Raw genomic sequence first — 15,777 nt, 5'->3', positions numbered from 1 at the left:
AGGAGGATAAACATTGTATGTAGAATACAAAGATGATAATTCAAAACATGCTTTACCTGATGCAGATATCAGCGAATTCCCAGATGGTTTTAGAAACGCAGGTTGGTTGCTAACCGATAACGATCTGATTGTAGATATAGATGATTTACCTAAAGACATCATCAAGAAAATGTTAAAAACGTTCAACATCAATACTCAAACCGTTTGGACCGATAGAGGTGTACATCTATATTTCAAAAAACCGACAACGTTTAGGGGTGCAAACGCAATCACTCCTTTAGGATTTGGCGTTGAATTCAAACATATTAAAAACACTAAATCAATCACTATTAAACGACGTGGGCAGATGCGTGAAATTGAAAATAAAGGTGTTAGAGAAGCCTTACCATTCGTGCTATCGAATTCAGTTAGCAAATTGGAGTCACTTTATGGATTAGATGATGGGGATGGAAGAAACCAAAAATTATATCGTCACAAAATGAAATTAAATCGCCACAAACACACTGACGCGATATTAACATTCATTAACGATCACATTTTTGCTGAGCCTTTAGATCAATCTGAATTTGAGCAGTTATCACGCTCAAACGATTCGACGTCATCCGACGAAGATGAACATTATGCTAAAGCGACAGAAATCATGAATATATTCAACACTGTTATATACAACGACGTATTGTTTTTTAAAGACAGTGACGGTGAGTATACAGACGATATGGCTATTCTTAGACAACATATATTCAGACTATCAGGACCAAAGAAAACAAACTTTATAGATGAAGTTATGAAACAAGTTGAATATAGAAGTCATCGCATACCATCAAATACTGTTTTCCCTATTAGATTTAAAAATGGAATTTTACAAGACGGTGAATTCATCAACGTCAATTATCAAGAGTTTACACCTTACGTTATAGATATCGATTACAAACCAGATGCAGAACCTGTTCAAGAAGTGGACGACTACATTAAATTACTTACAAATAATGATAAAGACTATGAACAACTACTTTACGAGATTATCGGTCACACTCTAATTGTTAATCCGGAATTCAAAAGGTTAATGGGTAAATTCTTCATCTTTGTTGGTGATGGTGGGAACGGAAAAGGAACGTTATTAACTATAATTCGAGCTATTTTAAATAGAAAGAATGTCACAGGGTTATCAATCAGAAATATGAGTGATGAAAGGTATTTTTCAAGTATGAAAGGTAAACTTGCAAATCTTGGTGACGATATTCAAGATGAACCGATTAATAACGACCAAATGAAGTTATTAAAAAATATTTCAACCTGCGACTATGTTTCGATGAGACAGCTCTATAAACAATCAGAAGATGTTGAATTAACTTGTACACTTATTTTCACATCTAATCACATCTTAAAATCATTTGAAAAGGGAGAGTCATACAAACGTAGAGTGGTTTGGTTACCGATGTATTCAAAACCGACAAAAAAAGACCCTAAATTCATAACTAAGTTAACAACACCTAAAGCTATGAAATATTGGATAAGACTCATCATAGATGGATATATGCGTTTATACAATAACGTCACATTTACTGAAAGTGTTAATGTTGCAAAGTTCAACCAAGATTACCACGATGAAAATGACACGTCAGGATTATTTTTACAAGATTTTAATAAAGAAGATATTCATGGTTTGAGACCACCAGAAATATATGAACAGTATGAGTCTTTTTGTGACGAGAACGGGTTAAACACAATGAGCAAAAAGCAATTTCAAATAAATATCAAAGAGCGATTTGGGTTATCACCTAAACCAATTAAAAAGAATGGTAAAACAATGAGAGCTTATGAGGAGGATAACGAATGAGAATGTCAATTAAAGAATTAGAAGATAAACAAGAAATCTCAAAACATTATAATATCGTTTTCGATAACACTCTTACAATGGAAGATTTTGCTTCAGAGGACGAATTCATTGACGCGTATCAGGAAAGCGCTCGAATCGAACTAAATGAATACGCTGATCATGAGTACATCGAACTGTAAAGGAGTGATTTAGTGCCAAACATTCCTTTTAGCGAAGCTGTAAAAAGACATAGAAAGAATCGTGGAATGACTAGAGAAGATGTGGCAAAGGTCGCTCAGTTATCCACTGACAGAATAAGAATGATTGAAGAAGGTAACTATTGTTTTAAAGGTGTTCACCAAATAGAGAATTTATGCGATGCCCTCAGAATGAATAGCGCGGTCAAGAAGATATGGATTTATGAAATGAGCGAATACGTTCAGATACCTGAATATATTTACTCACCACATCAAGTAGAAAAGCATAAATAAAGTGCGTTACAAAAATAAGAAACCGTTAGAAATCAGTCATATCAAGGGGTTTGAGGTTTTTGAACAAAGGCGGGTTACATGAATTTGAGTGTTTTCAAAAAAAGTAACCGCCAAAACCCTTGGGAGAGTAAGGGTTCAGAGGAAATCGGGTTATAAGTTACACAAATATCCGGCGCCAAAGAATTTCTCAGAGAACCATCTGCACAAAAGTTACGACTCTCTATATTCTATATACTTTCTATCTTTAAAAAAAATGTAACAAGTAACTAGATACTATATAAAGCCTATTGTTGAGGGATTTCTGAGGTTCAAAAAATGGTTACATTTGGTTACATAAATTTTGAAAATGTAACCTTTGTGATGTATTAAGTATTAGATGTTGTAAATGTACACGAAGGGAGAATGAAACTATGCAGGAAGAAACACTAAAACTCACATTCGATCTAACCGTCGAAGTAGAACAACCTATTTGGATAAACAAACATGCAGATAGAGAAAACTATATCGAACATTACTCTAATAGATATAAAAATGACCCTGACAATTTACTCGATAATATCAAAAACATTACTGACGTTAGTGTCAGTTATGCAGATTGGAAGTGACACCATGCCGAAAGCAAAAAAATTATGTATAAAGGTCAAGAATACACATTATCGAAAGACGAAATTAATCAAATGCGCAAAGGTAAGGTAACAGCCGATGCATTTGATGAACGTATCGCAAAAGGTTGGAACATTAAAGACGCAGTTTATTTAAACCATAACTTTGTACCGTTTAAGAATGGTGTGTATCTAGCAGTACCAGTATTTAATGATATTTACTACATTAAAAGGTCAGATTTTGAAAACATGCGACAAAAATACAACCTAAGCACACAGAAAATATTCTCAAGAGTTAGAAAACAACCTATCGAAGAAGTTATACCGGAAGAATACACAATTTATGAAAAGGAAAGCGATGATGATATGAATTACTTAGCAGAACAGAGAGAGCGTGAGGAACGTATCAAAGCACGTGAATTAAATAGATTAAAAGAGCGCAAGCCACATTTATTTAACGGTACACCACAAAAACATGTATTTGATAAATATTGCGTTCACTTATTCGATAACAATGTATTTGCCAAAGTCAAAACAGATCAATACGGCAATGTACAGAGGGGGTAGCAGAATGGAAAATGTAAGGATAATTGATTTGAAAGTAGATAATATTGTTCAGTTCCAAGCAACATTTAAAGGTGTTACTGCCATGCAAACGGCCATAGTCAATCGTGTGTATGCAAAAGAAATACTATTAAAAACAGTTTGGTACGCAGAGGTTGAGAATGCAGGTGGTTATAAATTCACACTTACAGATAACGATGACTTTGTGAGAGTAAACGAGCCATTCACACGTAAGGTGGATATGGTACATCAACCATCGCACTATCATAGTGAAAATGGTATCGATTTAATTGAGTTCTGTCGCCAACAATTTACCGATGAAGAATTCAGAGGTGCTATGAAGTTTACTCAAATGCGTTACTCGCTTAGAACAGGTCGTAAAGAAAATGACCTACAAGACCAAAGCAAGTTGAAAGAGTACGCAGATAGATTTATGGAAGTACTGAACAATGCAACTCGATAACACAGTATACCAACGATACAAATATAAAACTAATGCCAAGACACCTACACAGATACAACAGGAATTACGTAAGCCAGGTGTCAACGGCTTTGTGGTTAAGGTAGCAGGAAAAGTTAGGGAGTGTGACATAAAAAGGAACAAGGAGTGTGTAAGTAATGGGAAATAGCATAGAACCGAACACTAAAGAATACTACCAATTGCAGTCAGAATACTGGTTTAACGAATGTTGTAAGCGTATGAAAGAACGCGACGAACTCATCAATGATATTGCAGACATTAAACGTAAGGCAGAGGCGTTTGATGAGATTTTAAACGTTGACTATATAGTAACGCCTGATGATTATGCACATGAAATCACAAAAATTGTAGACAAATATAAGGAGGTCAACAATTAATGTTTCAAGATATAGATAACTTACAAGAGACATTATGGCATATCGAGCAAGTAGATAAATCAATTCTTAATGCTTATCAAAATGAATTATTAAGTGCATCTAAAACTTATATTCAAACTTTATTAAAAGATTTGGAGAGTGATAGCGATGAGTGAACAAACTATATTCCTAGATGAAAATGACTTACTCAGCTTATTGAATGGTGGCAGTTTTCATACATTGGTCGGTGAACAAAAAGTAGTTATTAAGCAGTCGCCACTTAAACCACCAGTAGCACCTGCGTTGAATTACAGATATCAAATAGTTGATACAAAAGCAGAAAGGGAACGTTTATCAAGAATGGTACAACATTCAATTAATTCAAATATCGGAGGAACAATAAATGAAAAACGTAATTAAATTTGTAGGTAAATCAATAATTAGAACAGTAGTCACTAGAATAGTTAAGGACTTAATTGCAGCATATAAATTTACAGAGTATGCAAAAAGAGAACAATCAAAAGAAGAACAAGCTTTTTTCAGAGCGTGTAACAGAATAGGAATGTCTGATATTCAAATATATCGTTTATCACAAATTATGGAAGAAGAAACGGAGAGAAAATAATGTCAATTTTACCAATTAAATTATTATCAGAAAATGCAATCTTGCCAACGAGAGCAAATCCAACAGATAGTGGATTAGATTTATATGTCGCAGAAGATACAACTATTCCTGCTCATAGTACAGTCGTAGTACCAACACACATTGCAATTGATTTAGCGTATGGATATGAGGCGCAAGTGAGACCACGTTCAGGTAATTCACTTAAAACTAAGTTACGTGTAGCACTTGGAACAATTGATCACACGTATAACAAAGAAATTGGAATTATTACAGACAATATCGGTGATGAGGCAATCGTAGTTAAAGCAGGTACACGTTTAGCACAATTAGTCATTGCGCCAGTAATGTTACCAGAGCCAACGGAGGTGCAAGAGTTTGATGAAGTGTCGGAAAGAGGAGCGTATGGAAGCACAGGAGGGTAAGGATATATTAGAAAAAGTAAAAGAGGTGCTGGGGAAGTGAGAGAACGTACTAGAATTATTTTTCGTAGTTGGAATAAAGAGATATTCATATTACAAGGAAAAAACTTAGACATTACTGGTCTAAATCAAATATCAAATGAAATTAAAGAGGTGTATGAGAATTATAAAGTTGTAGTTATACCGACTGAAGTCGATTTCGAATTCAAATAGATAGGAAGTGCTGGGGAAGTGACAGAACTAATTTTAATTATTATAGCCTTACTATTATTAGTCAGTTCGGCAGGAATGATTGTCAAAATGTATTTAGAAAATACCAAAGAAGAACGTGAATATAAAAGAATTGCAAAGAAAACTAGAAACAAACGCAAAGAGTTTGAAGAACGTAAAAGAAAACAATTCGAGAATAACAAGCTGGATAAGGAGTGAGTGGGAATGGAAGATAATAAAAATGACAAGAAATATATTATTGAAATAAAGAGTGGCTTGTATGTATCAACAAATGCATTTGGAAATGTATACAGTTTCACTAAAAACATAGAAAAAGCTATTAAAACTTCTTATTTAGATAGTGCTATGGATATTGCAGAACGCTGCTATGGTACTGTCAAAGAATACAGAATGAAACATGAGATTTTAGAGGTTGTAGAATAATGCAATTCCTAATCAGAGAATTCACAGATAGCACAGGTCATGTGCATGTAAATGTAGAAGAACCTAGAGAGAATGAACGTATGACGTTGGTAGAGGCAGAGAGTAAAGAAGAAGCTAAAGAGAAAGTCGAAGTCAAAGGGTTATTAAATTGCATTAAACCACCTAAAACAAATTGGCGTTGGCTAGAAGATGAATATAAAAAATTAGGAATATTCGATAAGGAGTGAACGGAATGTTTAAACGCATACTAAAAATATGGTTCATTATCGCGTTGTATGAACTAAGCAAATATTTAACTAACGAGCTTATCGTTAAGTTGCAGAGTGAAGATGATATTGATACTGCACCTAAAGACTTTGCTAGAGAGAGTGATCAATACGATATTAACAGAATTAAAGCAGAGGTGAGTGAGTAGTGTGGATAGCATTAACCATTATACTCGGTATACTTCTACTCATAGCGATAGGTAACAACACAGTGTTACGTCAGGAGTTAGATGCACTGAAATACACCAACGTATATCTCTTTAGTAAGTTTGTAAGAGAAAGTGACATAGAAGATATTGAACGTGAGATTGAGAGAGCAAAGAAACAGTTTAAGTAATGGAAGTAATGTAATGGATAACATATTTAATATGGACGGTAGTAAAAGAGAAGGTATGAATATTCACAATCAAATGTATGAAATGAAATCGATGTTACCTTTAATACTTGAAGTTGCTAAGATGAAATCTGAATATCAACGTGAGAGATTAACAAGTTTAAGACAACAAGGTTTTACAGAAGAACAGGCTTTAGAAATTATTAAAGTAGAACGTACACCTTTTGACCAATAATAACTAACGGAGGTAATCACTTGTACACACATGAGCAAATAAGGGATATGATATATAGTTATCACTGGCGAAGAAATAGACTTGTGGATGAAGGATATACCAAAGAAAGTAATAGCACTGCTCAGTATGGTATAGAAGCGACTATGCCAAAGGGTAAAGGAAATACTTCAAATAAGGTATTGAATATCGTTACACGTAACGACACATTGTACAGAGTGTTGTACAAACATATAGAAGTTGTAGAGTTTATAGATAAGTATGAACATAAGATAAATGATGATATGAATCTTAATATCTTGTATGAGTTTAAAAAAGGAAAGAACTTCACTCAAGTCAAAAAGATTATGAAGATTGGTAGAGATAACTTAAACAAAAGAATAGATGAGATTGTGAACAGTTATATCAATCAACAAGAACAACACAAACAACAACATCAACACAATCAACAACTTCAACAAGATAAGCAACATCAACATTAATTTTGTATATGAATAAATAAAACTTATAATTGAATTGTGATAATAATATCTAACAATCAGAAAGAACATTCAACTTTATTGTTGTTTGTTCTTTTCTTTTTGTCTTGAAAGAAGTGAAATCATTTGTCATTCATTCAACCAAAGATTAGACAAGGAAGAAAGACAATGACTGAGAGCGAGTACAAGGCACAAAGGGAACGTAATAGGCAACGTAATGCCAAACAGTATAACGCACACACGAGATATGGTAAGGATAGCAAGTATATGGAGTTCTATCACTCAAAAGAGTGGAGAAATAAACGTAAACAAGTGCTATTACGAGATAAATATCTGTGTCAGTCGTGTCTTAGAAAAGGTTACGTTAATCCAGTGAAAAAAGGTCAACGTTTTTACGTTCATCACATTATTGAACTAAAAGATGATTGGGAAAAACGACTTGATATAAACAACTTGGAAACGGTATGTGCCGAGTGCCATTTAGAGAGCCATAGAGGGCAAAGACGGAAACGATGAACAATGTATCGGAATTTTAAGGGAGGGCTTGATATACCCCCTGTCTGATGCACGTAGGGCGTAATCGCTCGATAACTTTTTTGTACCCAAATTCTAGAAACTAAAAATCTAAAATCGCTATTTGGAGGTGAGAACATGGCTAGACCACGTAAATTGAACGCTGCAAAAACAGGAAATCACAATAAAGAAGATTTAGAATATCAAGAACTTAAAGAAAATGGTTTATCTCAATTTAATAAGATTGATGTTAAGAGTGTTCCGTCTGATTTGACTAAAGAAGGTAAAGAAGAATGGAAACGTATCATTCCTTTGCTTGAACAATTACCTATTGCAGAACTCGATTATGATCGCATTAAACGTTACTGCCAATTAGTATCACTTACAGATGAAGCGTATCGCCATATTATGCAACATGGCACAGTGAATGAAGAAGGTACAAAGCGAACACCTCAATACTTTACTTACATGGATGGAATAAAAGAACTTAAATCAATCTGTGGGCAGTTAGGAATGACGATTGACAGTCGAATGAAGTTAGTTGTACCTACACCAGACGAACAAAAACAATCTATTTACGGTAAATTTGGTGTTGCTGACGATGACTAACGTAAAAATTAATAAAGAATATGAAAAACTGTTAGACATTCCTAATGAGTATAAAGATGATGCTTACAAATACTGTGTCATGGTACTATCTGGCACATTTATTACTTGCAAAGATACACAACTTGCTTGTATTAGACATTTAAGAGATATCAAGCGAAGTATTGAAGATGATGAGTTTCCTTATGTATATAAACCTAAACGTGCAAAGAAAGTTATTCAATTTATTGAAGTATTGCCAGATACAAAAGGTAAATTTAATAAACTCGCATTGTTTCAGAAGTTTATCGTATCAATGGTAAGAGGTTGGTTTACTGAAGAAGATGATTATCTAAGATTTAATAAAGCATTTATCTCAATGGCTCGTAAAGGCGGGAAATCGCTTTTAGTTAGTGGTTTAACGCTTTACTCATTCTTATTCGATAGAGAACCAGCAGAAGGTCGCCAGATATTTTGTGCTGCAAATGATAAGAAACAGGCTAGTATCGTATTCAATATGGTAGCTAAGCAACTTATGTATTTCATCTCTCAAGTGCCTGAACTAAAAAAGGACGTTAAAAAGGTTAGAGAACTACTTCAACATACAAAAGATGGCTCATACGTTATGCCTCTCTCTCGTGATACAGGGGCAGTTGACGGTTTTGAGCCGTTTTTAGCTGTTATAGATGAATATCATGCTGCAAAAACAAACGAAATGTTAGAACTTATCCAATCAGGTCAAGGTAACTTGATGCAAAGCTTAATTTTTATCATTTCAACAGCAGGATTTAACTTAAATGCACCAATGTACATGGATGAATGGCCTTACGCTAAAGAAATACTTGCCGATACTTACCGAGATGAACAATATTTTGCGATTATCTTTGAACAAGATAGCGAGGAAGAATGGCAAGACAAATCAATGTGGGCAAAAAGTAATCCACTTATCAATGAAAGTGATGATCTAAAAGAACAAATTGAAGATTTCTTACAAAAACGTGTGGATGAAGCAGTAAAAAAAGGCACGATGTTCCGAGTATTAGTAAAAAACTTTAATTACTGGATGCAAGCATCAGAAGAAAGTTACCTAGATTTTAACGACTGGAAGAAAAATGAAACTGAATTCGATATTAAAGGCACTAAAACATATATCGGACTAGATTTATCTCGTGCTGATGACTTAACAGCAGTTTCATTCATACATTTAGATGAAATTAAGAAACGATATTTTGTGACAAGTCATTCATTTGTCGCCACTAAAGGTGGACTACAAGCAAAAATTGAACGTGACTTAATAGATTACAGACAAATGGCACAACATGGCTATTGCACTATCACAGATTTACAAAGTGGCATTATTAATAGCAATCAAGTTTTAGATTATATAGAGAAATACATCTTAACTAACAATTTAGATGTTCAAGCAATTTGTTATGATCCACATGCTATTCATGGTTTTATTGCAGAAATTGAAAAACGAAACTGGCGTTATGAATTGATTGAAATTCGTCAGGGTGCTATGACGTTATCTAATCCAGTTATTGATTTCAGATTGAAAGTTATAGATGAACAGGTTAAACATCATAAAAATCCACTACTTGATATCGCAGTTAAAAATGCAGTCTCTAAAAATGTGAATGATAGTGTCATGATTGAGAAAAAACTCAATCGTGAAAAGATTGATCCATTAATGAGTACCATTTTTGCTTATGTCATCGCAAGTGAGCATGAGTGGGATAAGAAACGAGCATTACCAGTATTTATTTAGGGAGGTGTCACACATGGAAATTGCAAAGAATATTATCATCTTACTATTAACATTAGTCGGAATTATCTTAATTGGATATGGTGCATATTTAGCATGGCAACCATTAGGATTTATTGTTGCAGGTTTATTAGTAACTGGTTTTGCATTAACTCTTGACCAACCTTTCAAGGGAGGAGGTGGAAATAGTTAATGGGCGTATTTAATTTTAATGGTTTCAGACGTAGTAATGAAGTAACAGTTGATAGAAGCACCTTACGTATGATTACAGAAGCAAATGGCTTAGGTGGTATCACATGGAATGGCATTAGCTCATTAAGGAACAGTGATGTATTTACAGCAATAGATGTCATCTCTAAAGATATCGCAAGTACCAGTATTCAATTTAACGATGCAGATAGCTATTTAGATGATGATAAAAAGATACTCAAACTACTTAACAAGCGACCTAATCCATATTTAGATGCATGGCACTTTAAATACATTCTTGTAGCTAACATGCTTTTAAATGGTAACTCATACGTTGAAATTGTAAGAGATGATAAAGGACAACCGATAGAACTTTACCACATGCAAAATAACGCAGTATCTATTGAACAAATAGACGATAAAATTAAGTATAACTATATTGATGAACGTGACGGTCATGTCCGTTTTGATACAGATGATGTACTTCATTTTAGAATGTTCTCGATGGACGGATTTAACGGTTATAGTCCTTTATTTGCTCTAGCTAATGAAATAGGCATTTCAATGGGAAGTAAGAAATTCTTAGATGAGTTCTTTAAAAATGGTGGCACTTCTACTGCAATACTTAAATACGAAGATGGTCGTTATTCTGATGAAGAATTAGCGATAATCAGACAAAACTTTGAAAACAGTCAATTAAAGAATAATAACGGTTTAGTAATGTTAGACGATACAATGACTTTTGACAGATTAAAAGTACCAACCGAAGTGTTGAACTTTTTAAATAGCTATAAATTTAGTACCCAGCAGGTTGCTAAAGCATTTGGTTTGCCTTTATCGAAACTAGGCATTGAAACTGTGAATACTTCTTTAAAAGACAGTGGTATTGAATATTACAGAAGTACGTTATATCCAATTTTCTCAATGATGAATGCAGAAATTGAAGAAAAATTATTTGCTCAAGCGCCATATGAAGTAACACTCGATTATGACGTAGCACGTTTGATTGATAGTGATCCAGAAGTAAAACTTGAACGTGTTACGCAGTTATTTACTAAGAAAATTATTACGTTAGATGAAGCTAGAGCGCAATTTGGATTTAAACCAGTAGAAAATGGCAGTGAACCACTCGCAGATTTAAATACTATATTCTTAAAAGATTTATCAGCTTATCAAGATAGTAAAGTTCAGAAGAATATAGATAGCCTCAATAAAGGAGGTGATGAACTGGGTGGCATACAGTCAGATTGAAACAACTACTGATGAAGAAATGGTAATAGAAGGTTACGCAATTATTTTCGACACATTAAGCGATGACTTAGGAGGGTTTAAAGAAATTATAAGTCCGACTGCACTAAGTCAGGTAGATGTAACAGACGTTAAGTGTTTAATCAATCACGATTATAATCAAATTGTTGGTCGTACATTAGCAAATACGTTAGAACTAACTGTTGACGATAAAGGTCTTTATTTCAAGTGTTTCTTACCAAATACAAGCTATGCAAGAGATATTTATGAAAATATCAAAGCAGGCAATGTAAACCAATGCAGCTTTTTTTATACACTCCCTATTAACGACGATACTGCAAGAACATGGTCAAAGATTAACGGTGAATATGTACAAACGATTAACACGATTGATGAATTACTAGAAGTGAGTATTGTTACTCTACCAGCGTATCGAGATACATCTGTTGTTGTAGGACAACGCGCTAAAGGTCTCGACAAATTTAAAGAGTTAGAAAAGTATAAATTAGAATTCGACTTAGAAAGCTTACGTGTAGACACGTAGGCTGTTTTTTTGCCGAATTTTAATAAATAAATTAAAGGAGTGAAGCTAATGGCTACATTAGACGAACAAGCGAAGTCGATTAATGATTTGATTGACCAAGCACAAAAAGCAGTCGCAGATGGAGATGTGGAAACTGCTAGAAAGTTAAAAGAAGAAATTGAACAAGCTAAAGCAACTTACGATGAACAAAAAGAAATTGCTGACGCTGTTCAATCAGAAGAAAAAATATCAAGTAATTCCGACAAACCAGCATCTACTGAGAAAACAGAAACAGAAGTGAAAAACGACAAACCAGATGCTGAAAGTAAAGATGTAGAAGTAACAGAGAAGAAAGAACAACCAGAAAAGGTTGAAGTGAAAAAAGAAACAGTTGAAGAACCAACTGACGATGAATTAGAAGATAAAAAGAAACCAGGAGGCAAACGCTCAATGACAAGACAAATTATTGAAAACAAACAAAGCAAGTTATCTGACGAAGCACAAGGCTTTGTAGATTACATTAAATCAAAAGGGGCTAAACGTGACAACGTTAAATCAGTCGATGCACAACCTTTAATTCCAGAAGATATTAAGTATGTGCCAGAAGAATTACCTGAAACGGTAGTTGACCTTAAAAAATTCGTAAACGTTCAACAAGTTACAACTGCTGCTGGCTCTCATCCAATTTTAAATCCTGCACAAGAAACAATGATTGCAGTTGAAGAATTAGAGAAAAACCCAGAACTAGCTAAACCTAAATTCACAGACATTGATTACAAAATCAAAACATATCGTGGTCAAATTCCAGTTTCTCAAGAAAGTTTAGACGATAGTGAAGCAAATCTTGCTCAAATCATTGCTAAAAACAATGCACGTCAAGCTTTGAATACAACTAACCAACAAATTGCAGATGTAATGAAAACATTTGAGGCAGTTAATACTGCTAACTTAGATGATATTAAAGCAATCATCAATGTAGATATTGATCCAGCTTATAATCTTTCATTAGTTGTGTCTCAATCGTTCTATCAAGCGTTAGATACACTTAAAGACAAAAATGGTCAGTATTTATTAAAACAAGATATCACTAGCAAATCAGGTACAACTTTATTTGGTCGTCCAGTATTCATCGTTAAAGATGAAATTTTAGGTGCTAAGGGCGATAAAAAAGCGTTTATCGGCGATTTAAACTACGCAATCTTCTTTGCAGACCGTAAACAAGCTACTGTTAAATGGGTAGAAAATGAAATTTATGGTCAAGTTTTAGCAACTTACATGCGCTTTGACGTTGTAAAAGGTGTAGAAGAAGCAGGTCGTTTCTTAACTTACACAGGTACAGCTGGAGATTTAGGCACTGGCTCACCAGAAGCATAAAAGGAGGCTAAATAATGGCTAATTTTAAAGTTAAACAACAATATAACGACTTAGAGTTAAAGCGTGTACTTAAAAAGAATGAAGAAGTCGAAATGACAGTAAAACGTGCTGATGCAGTAGAGAAAACATTGAGCGAAAAAGGATTTAAAGGTCCTTTCTTAGAACGTATTGATAATAAAGATAAAAAGTAGGTGATTAAATGCTTACTTTGGAACTTGAAGAAGTTAAAAATCGTTTAAGAGTTGACCATGATTTTGATGATGATGAAATTTTAGGGTTGATACAAGCGTCTGAACAAGAAATACAGGGCGCTGTAAGTGGTTATGGCAAAGCAAATGCTTTTTATAAAGGTAATGCACTTTACAACTTAGCTGTGATTAACCAAGTTGGTCATCACTACGAGAATAGATCAATTACAAGTCAATTCGCTAAGCACAATGTAGCTCCTTCATCACTAGCGCTTATTCAAAGTTTGAGAGGAGCGTATGCTTTATGGAAATCGGAAGGCTCAAACATAGAATAAAGATTTATGACCAAACTGAAACAGTCAATGATGAAGGTATATATGTAACAGATAAGAAGTTGATTGCCACTCCTTATTGCGAAGTGTCAAAAACTACAATAAAAGAATTTAGAGAAATGGGCCTAGAGGCAAGACGGGGAACAATCGACTTTATTATCCGTTATCGACAAAAGGCTGATATACAGTCAGATATGATAGTTGAATTCAAAGGAAAAGGATACAAGATTAAATATATCGAAACAGACTTACAAGATTTAGAGCGTCAAATGTTGAAATGCGAGGTGGTAGAGTAATGACTAAACAACGTTACGACAGTGATAAGGATATATCAGATAAAATTAGAAAATTAGTTATCAATAGTGAAAAGCAATCAAAACAGGCAGTAACAAAGGCTGCAAAACTCTACAAAGCTAACATTGAGGCTAATACACCAGTACACAAGCGACAAACACATTCAACTCATGCAATAGAGGTATTAAAAATCTCTAATTTCAGTCGTGATGAACTTAATCCAACTAAAACAGTTGGTTTTGATAAAGGTCGTAAACGTAAAGATGCTGGTTGGTATATCCACTTTCCTGATGTCGGTACTCGTCCCTCCACACGTTCTATGGGTCAACCACCACAACACTTTATGCGACGTTCATTAGAAATGAGTAAAGCACCTATTTTAGCGATATATAAAGAAGCAGTAAGGAATATGGTCGATATTGACTAGACATCCTATTGTACGTGTATATTCATGGTTAAAAAGCAATAAAGAGTTAGAGAGATTACTCAATTCTAGTAAGCAACCTAAAATATTTAATTTTGAAATTCCTGAAAACTATCAAAAAGCAGAATACACACCTTTGATAAGAATTACAGAAATATTATTACAAAACACAATATATAGAGATGGCGATAGTGAATACTATCGTTTTTTATTTGCCATTGAGACGTTTGGTAATGATATCAACACTACTTACACAGTAAGTGAACATGTGAACGACATTATCAAACAGTATGATGGCAGAGTGATAAGCCGAGACCTTTCAAAAGATAAGGAACTCGGCCTTTTTAATCAAATGAATGAATACGAAATAATTTTACCAGTAAAGGAGTAATTAATAATGGCAGATAAAAAAGTAGCAATTACATGTGAAGGTTTCAAAGCACGTCGTCAATCAGGTAACGGATTTGAAGTAGGTCCTTTAACTGACGTTCCTGGCTTACAAGAAATCGAATTAGAATTAGAACAAGGTAACGAACCAGTATATGCAGATGGAGTTAAAAAATTAAACTTATTCAGTGGTATTACTGGTGCAACAGTTACAGCAAACTTAATGGAATTAAACAAAGAAGAACGTGAACAGTTCTTAGGAGTAAAAGTTGACAAAGGTATGGAATTATACACTTCTGATTTAGTGCCTCCATATTTATCAGTTTCATGGAAATATCGTTGTAATGATGGTTCATTCATCTATTATGGTCTAACTCGTGGTAACTTCAACATTCCAAACACAAGCGCTTCTACTATGGAAGATAGTCCAGAACAACAAGACCAAGTAGAAATGGAAGGCTCATTCGTACAACGTGATAATGACAAATTAGTATTTGCACGTATTCATAGTGCAGATCCAGATTTCAACGAAGAAGATTTCTATAAAGCAATTCATGGCGATGACACAGTGACGACTGCTGACAATACACCAGCTGCATAAATAATTTAAGGCGACTGTAATAGGTCGCCTATTTT

Annotated in this window: 33 protein-coding genes; all 33 read left to right on the top strand. The window is 34.1% G+C overall.

Annotated features, from left to right (window positions below):
• Window positions 1-13 precede the first annotated feature (13 nt).
• Entirely contained in the window at window positions 14-1,837 is a 1,824-nt protein-coding gene (locus AC1RRU_RS06690) for a DNA primase family protein (protein ID WP_206950344.1), read from the top strand.
• Entirely contained in the window at window positions 1,834-2,016 is a 183-nt protein-coding gene (locus tag AC1RRU_RS06685; protein ID WP_206950345.1) for a hypothetical protein, read from the top strand. The genes AC1RRU_RS06690 and AC1RRU_RS06685 overlap by 4 nt, the downstream gene beginning before the upstream one ends.
• A gap of 12 nt (window positions 2,017-2,028) precedes the next feature.
• Entirely contained in the window at window positions 2,029-2,307 is a 279-nt protein-coding gene (locus AC1RRU_RS06680; RefSeq protein ID WP_206950346.1) for a helix-turn-helix domain-containing protein, read from the top strand.
• 410 nt (window positions 2,308-2,717) lie between these two features.
• Entirely contained in the window at window positions 2,718-2,912 is a 195-nt protein-coding gene (locus tag AC1RRU_RS06675) for a hypothetical protein (protein ID WP_037549521.1), read from the top strand.
• 24 nt (window positions 2,913-2,936) lie between these two features.
• A complete protein-coding gene (locus AC1RRU_RS06670; RefSeq protein ID WP_493196482.1) occupies window positions 2,937-3,476 on the top strand; it encodes an SA1788 family PVL leukocidin-associated protein in 540 nt (179 codons plus the stop codon).
• 4 nt (window positions 3,477-3,480) lie between these two features.
• A complete protein-coding gene (locus AC1RRU_RS06665; protein ID WP_053037812.1) occupies window positions 3,481-3,936 on the top strand; it encodes a DUF3310 domain-containing protein in 456 nt (151 codons plus the stop codon).
• Window positions 3,923-4,102, top strand: coding sequence for a hypothetical protein (locus tag AC1RRU_RS06660; RefSeq protein WP_242539544.1), 180 nt, complete (start codon window positions 3,923-3,925; stop codon window positions 4,100-4,102). The genes AC1RRU_RS06665 and AC1RRU_RS06660 overlap by 14 nt, the downstream gene beginning before the upstream one ends.
• Window positions 4,092-4,331 (top strand): hypothetical protein, encoded by a 240-nt coding sequence (locus tag AC1RRU_RS06655; protein WP_206950358.1) that lies wholly within the window; start codon window positions 4,092-4,094, stop codon window positions 4,329-4,331. The genes AC1RRU_RS06660 and AC1RRU_RS06655 overlap by 11 nt, the downstream gene beginning before the upstream one ends.
• Window positions 4,331-4,486 carry a hypothetical protein gene (locus AC1RRU_RS06650; RefSeq protein WP_154391857.1) on the top strand — a complete coding sequence of 52 codons (156 nt, stop codon included), beginning with the start codon at window positions 4,331-4,333 and terminating at the stop codon, window positions 4,484-4,486. Before AC1RRU_RS06655 ends, AC1RRU_RS06650 begins: the two co-directional genes overlap by 1 nt.
• Complete coding sequence (locus AC1RRU_RS06645; RefSeq protein WP_048668101.1) at window positions 4,479-4,730, top strand: hypothetical protein; 252 nt, start codon at window positions 4,479-4,481, stop codon at window positions 4,728-4,730. The genes AC1RRU_RS06650 and AC1RRU_RS06645 overlap by 8 nt, the downstream gene beginning before the upstream one ends.
• Window positions 4,714-4,935 (top strand): regulator of G-protein signaling domain-containing protein, encoded by a 222-nt coding sequence (locus AC1RRU_RS06640; protein ID WP_048668102.1) that lies wholly within the window; start codon window positions 4,714-4,716, stop codon window positions 4,933-4,935. Before AC1RRU_RS06645 ends, AC1RRU_RS06640 begins: the two co-directional genes overlap by 17 nt.
• Complete coding sequence (dut, locus tag AC1RRU_RS06635; RefSeq protein ID WP_206950348.1) at window positions 4,935-5,357, top strand: dUTP diphosphatase; 423 nt, start codon at window positions 4,935-4,937, stop codon at window positions 5,355-5,357. The genes AC1RRU_RS06640 and dut overlap by 1 nt, the downstream gene beginning before the upstream one ends.
• Before the next feature lie 36 nt (window positions 5,358-5,393).
• Window positions 5,394-5,567: a hypothetical protein gene (locus AC1RRU_RS06630; protein ID WP_206950349.1), complete on the top strand. Its 174-nt coding sequence runs from the start codon at window positions 5,394-5,396 to the stop codon at window positions 5,565-5,567.
• Window positions 5,568-5,585: 18 nt separating this feature from the next.
• Window positions 5,586-5,783, top strand: coding sequence for a hypothetical protein (locus AC1RRU_RS06625; protein WP_048668104.1), 198 nt, complete (start codon window positions 5,586-5,588; stop codon window positions 5,781-5,783).
• A 6-nt stretch (window positions 5,784-5,789) separates the two neighbouring features.
• Window positions 5,790-6,008: a hypothetical protein gene (locus tag AC1RRU_RS06620; protein WP_104408286.1), complete on the top strand. Its 219-nt coding sequence runs from the start codon at window positions 5,790-5,792 to the stop codon at window positions 6,006-6,008.
• Window positions 6,008-6,235, top strand: coding sequence for a DUF1381 domain-containing protein (locus tag AC1RRU_RS06615; protein WP_493196481.1), 228 nt, complete (start codon window positions 6,008-6,010; stop codon window positions 6,233-6,235). Before AC1RRU_RS06620 ends, AC1RRU_RS06615 begins: the two co-directional genes overlap by 1 nt.
• Before the next feature lie 5 nt (window positions 6,236-6,240).
• The gene (rinB, locus tag AC1RRU_RS06610; RefSeq protein WP_493196480.1) at window positions 6,241-6,423 is read left to right on the top strand and encodes a transcriptional activator RinB; all 183 of its coding nucleotides are present in this window, start codon (window positions 6,241-6,243) and stop codon (window positions 6,421-6,423) included.
• Window positions 6,423-6,611: a DUF1514 family protein gene (locus AC1RRU_RS06605; protein WP_135377922.1), complete on the top strand. Its 189-nt coding sequence runs from the start codon at window positions 6,423-6,425 to the stop codon at window positions 6,609-6,611. Before rinB ends, AC1RRU_RS06605 begins: the two co-directional genes overlap by 1 nt.
• 13 nt (window positions 6,612-6,624) lie before the next feature.
• Complete coding sequence (locus AC1RRU_RS06600; protein ID WP_493196479.1) at window positions 6,625-6,843, top strand: hypothetical protein; 219 nt, start codon at window positions 6,625-6,627, stop codon at window positions 6,841-6,843.
• 20 nt (window positions 6,844-6,863) lie between these two features.
• Window positions 6,864-7,322 carry a hypothetical protein gene (locus tag AC1RRU_RS06595; RefSeq protein ID WP_196306236.1) on the top strand — a complete coding sequence of 153 codons (459 nt, stop codon included), beginning with the start codon at window positions 6,864-6,866 and terminating at the stop codon, window positions 7,320-7,322.
• A gap of 165 nt (window positions 7,323-7,487) precedes the next feature.
• On the top strand, window positions 7,488-7,835 hold the full coding sequence (locus AC1RRU_RS06590; RefSeq protein ID WP_048668111.1) for an HNH endonuclease: 348 nt from the start codon (window positions 7,488-7,490) through the stop codon (window positions 7,833-7,835).
• Between the two features lie 135 nt (window positions 7,836-7,970).
• On the top strand, window positions 7,971-8,441 hold the full coding sequence (locus AC1RRU_RS06585) for a phage terminase small subunit P27 family (RefSeq protein WP_493196478.1): 471 nt from the start codon (window positions 7,971-7,973) through the stop codon (window positions 8,439-8,441).
• Entirely contained in the window at window positions 8,434-10,185 is a 1,752-nt protein-coding gene (locus tag AC1RRU_RS06580; RefSeq protein WP_493196477.1) for a terminase large subunit, read from the top strand. Before AC1RRU_RS06585 ends, AC1RRU_RS06580 begins: the two co-directional genes overlap by 8 nt.
• Window positions 10,186-10,198: 13 nt before the next feature.
• On the top strand, window positions 10,199-10,375 hold the full coding sequence (locus tag AC1RRU_RS06575; protein WP_154391858.1) for a hypothetical protein: 177 nt from the start codon (window positions 10,199-10,201) through the stop codon (window positions 10,373-10,375).
• Window positions 10,375-11,622 carry a phage portal protein gene (locus AC1RRU_RS06570; RefSeq protein WP_493196476.1) on the top strand — a complete coding sequence of 416 codons (1,248 nt, stop codon included), beginning with the start codon at window positions 10,375-10,377 and terminating at the stop codon, window positions 11,620-11,622. The genes AC1RRU_RS06575 and AC1RRU_RS06570 overlap by 1 nt, the downstream gene beginning before the upstream one ends.
• Window positions 11,603-12,163 carry an HK97 family phage prohead protease gene (locus AC1RRU_RS06565; RefSeq protein ID WP_256316219.1) on the top strand — a complete coding sequence of 187 codons (561 nt, stop codon included), beginning with the start codon at window positions 11,603-11,605 and terminating at the stop codon, window positions 12,161-12,163. Before AC1RRU_RS06570 ends, AC1RRU_RS06565 begins: the two co-directional genes overlap by 20 nt.
• Before the next feature lie 48 nt (window positions 12,164-12,211).
• The gene (locus AC1RRU_RS06560; protein ID WP_285330409.1) at window positions 12,212-13,516 is read left to right on the top strand and encodes a phage major capsid protein; all 1,305 of its coding nucleotides are present in this window, start codon (window positions 12,212-12,214) and stop codon (window positions 13,514-13,516) included.
• 14 nt (window positions 13,517-13,530) lie between these two features.
• Window positions 13,531-13,707 (top strand): hypothetical protein, encoded by a 177-nt coding sequence (locus AC1RRU_RS06555; protein ID WP_167371331.1) that lies wholly within the window; start codon window positions 13,531-13,533, stop codon window positions 13,705-13,707.
• A gap of 8 nt (window positions 13,708-13,715) precedes the next feature.
• On the top strand, window positions 13,716-14,039 hold the full coding sequence (locus AC1RRU_RS06550) for a head-tail connector protein (protein WP_034172775.1): 324 nt from the start codon (window positions 13,716-13,718) through the stop codon (window positions 14,037-14,039).
• Window positions 14,009-14,332, top strand: a complete 324-nt coding sequence (locus AC1RRU_RS06545; protein WP_034172776.1) for a phage head closure protein — start codon at window positions 14,009-14,011, stop codon at window positions 14,330-14,332. Before AC1RRU_RS06550 ends, AC1RRU_RS06545 begins: the two co-directional genes overlap by 31 nt.
• Complete coding sequence (locus AC1RRU_RS06540) at window positions 14,332-14,757, top strand: HK97-gp10 family putative phage morphogenesis protein (protein WP_034172777.1); 426 nt, start codon at window positions 14,332-14,334, stop codon at window positions 14,755-14,757. Before AC1RRU_RS06545 ends, AC1RRU_RS06540 begins: the two co-directional genes overlap by 1 nt.
• Window positions 14,750-15,145: a hypothetical protein gene (locus AC1RRU_RS06535; RefSeq protein ID WP_486578940.1), complete on the top strand. Its 396-nt coding sequence runs from the start codon at window positions 14,750-14,752 to the stop codon at window positions 15,143-15,145. Before AC1RRU_RS06540 ends, AC1RRU_RS06535 begins: the two co-directional genes overlap by 8 nt.
• Before the next feature lie 6 nt (window positions 15,146-15,151).
• On the top strand, window positions 15,152-15,742 hold the full coding sequence (locus AC1RRU_RS06530; protein WP_486578941.1) for a major tail protein: 591 nt from the start codon (window positions 15,152-15,154) through the stop codon (window positions 15,740-15,742).
• Window positions 15,743-15,777: the final 35 nt, after the last annotated feature.

It is taken from the genome of Staphylococcus sp. GW821-FHT11H10 (genome assembly GCF_058807855.1).
This window is presented reverse-complemented; position numbering and strand designations above follow the sequence as displayed.

Bases quoted from the DNA above. Each gene is read 5' to 3' on its own strand.
- AC1RRU_RS06590 (WP_048668111.1), top strand. From the start codon at position 7,488: ATGACTGAGAGCGAGTACAAGGCACAAAGGGAACGTAATAGGCAACGT.
- rinB (WP_493196480.1), top strand. From the start codon at position 6,241: ATGTTTAAACGCATACTAAAAATATGGTTCATTATCGCGTTGTATGAA.
- AC1RRU_RS06560 (WP_285330409.1), top strand. From the start codon at position 12,212: ATGGCTACATTAGACGAACAAGCGAAGTCGATTAATGATTTGATTGAC.
- AC1RRU_RS06570 (WP_493196476.1), top strand. From the start codon at position 10,375: ATGGGCGTATTTAATTTTAATGGTTTCAGACGTAGTAATGAAGTAACA.
- AC1RRU_RS06675 (WP_037549521.1), top strand. From the start codon at position 2,718: ATGCAGGAAGAAACACTAAAACTCACATTCGATCTAACCGTCGAAGTA.
- AC1RRU_RS06650 (WP_154391857.1), top strand. From the start codon at position 4,331: ATGTTTCAAGATATAGATAACTTACAAGAGACATTATGGCATATCGAG.
- AC1RRU_RS06585 (WP_493196478.1), top strand. From the start codon at position 7,971: ATGGCTAGACCACGTAAATTGAACGCTGCAAAAACAGGAAATCACAAT.
- AC1RRU_RS06670 (WP_493196482.1), top strand. From the start codon at position 2,937: ATGTATAAAGGTCAAGAATACACATTATCGAAAGACGAAATTAATCAA.
- AC1RRU_RS06620 (WP_104408286.1), top strand. From the start codon at position 5,790: ATGGAAGATAATAAAAATGACAAGAAATATATTATTGAAATAAAGAGT.
- AC1RRU_RS06645 (WP_048668101.1), top strand. From the start codon at position 4,479: ATGAGTGAACAAACTATATTCCTAGATGAAAATGACTTACTCAGCTTA.
- AC1RRU_RS06540 (WP_034172777.1), top strand. From the start codon at position 14,332: ATGACTAAACAACGTTACGACAGTGATAAGGATATATCAGATAAAATT.
- AC1RRU_RS06575 (WP_154391858.1), top strand. From the start codon at position 10,199: ATGGAAATTGCAAAGAATATTATCATCTTACTATTAACATTAGTCGGA.
- AC1RRU_RS06640 (WP_048668102.1), top strand. From the start codon at position 4,714: ATGAAAAACGTAATTAAATTTGTAGGTAAATCAATAATTAGAACAGTA.
- AC1RRU_RS06615 (WP_493196481.1), top strand. From the start codon at position 6,008: ATGCAATTCCTAATCAGAGAATTCACAGATAGCACAGGTCATGTGCAT.
- AC1RRU_RS06665 (WP_053037812.1), top strand. From the start codon at position 3,481: ATGGAAAATGTAAGGATAATTGATTTGAAAGTAGATAATATTGTTCAG.
- AC1RRU_RS06550 (WP_034172775.1), top strand. From the start codon at position 13,716: ATGCTTACTTTGGAACTTGAAGAAGTTAAAAATCGTTTAAGAGTTGAC.
- AC1RRU_RS06545 (WP_034172776.1), top strand. From the start codon at position 14,009: ATGGAAATCGGAAGGCTCAAACATAGAATAAAGATTTATGACCAAACT.
- AC1RRU_RS06555 (WP_167371331.1), top strand. From the start codon at position 13,531: ATGGCTAATTTTAAAGTTAAACAACAATATAACGACTTAGAGTTAAAG.
- AC1RRU_RS06530 (WP_486578941.1), top strand. From the start codon at position 15,152: ATGGCAGATAAAAAAGTAGCAATTACATGTGAAGGTTTCAAAGCACGT.
- AC1RRU_RS06685 (WP_206950345.1), top strand. From the start codon at position 1,834: ATGAGAATGTCAATTAAAGAATTAGAAGATAAACAAGAAATCTCAAAA.
- AC1RRU_RS06655 (WP_206950358.1), top strand. From the start codon at position 4,092: ATGGGAAATAGCATAGAACCGAACACTAAAGAATACTACCAATTGCAG.
- AC1RRU_RS06660 (WP_242539544.1), top strand. From the start codon at position 3,923: ATGCAACTCGATAACACAGTATACCAACGATACAAATATAAAACTAAT.
- AC1RRU_RS06580 (WP_493196477.1), top strand. From the start codon at position 8,434: ATGACTAACGTAAAAATTAATAAAGAATATGAAAAACTGTTAGACATT.
- AC1RRU_RS06600 (WP_493196479.1), top strand. From the start codon at position 6,625: ATGGATAACATATTTAATATGGACGGTAGTAAAAGAGAAGGTATGAAT.
- dut (WP_206950348.1), top strand. From the start codon at position 4,935: ATGTCAATTTTACCAATTAAATTATTATCAGAAAATGCAATCTTGCCA.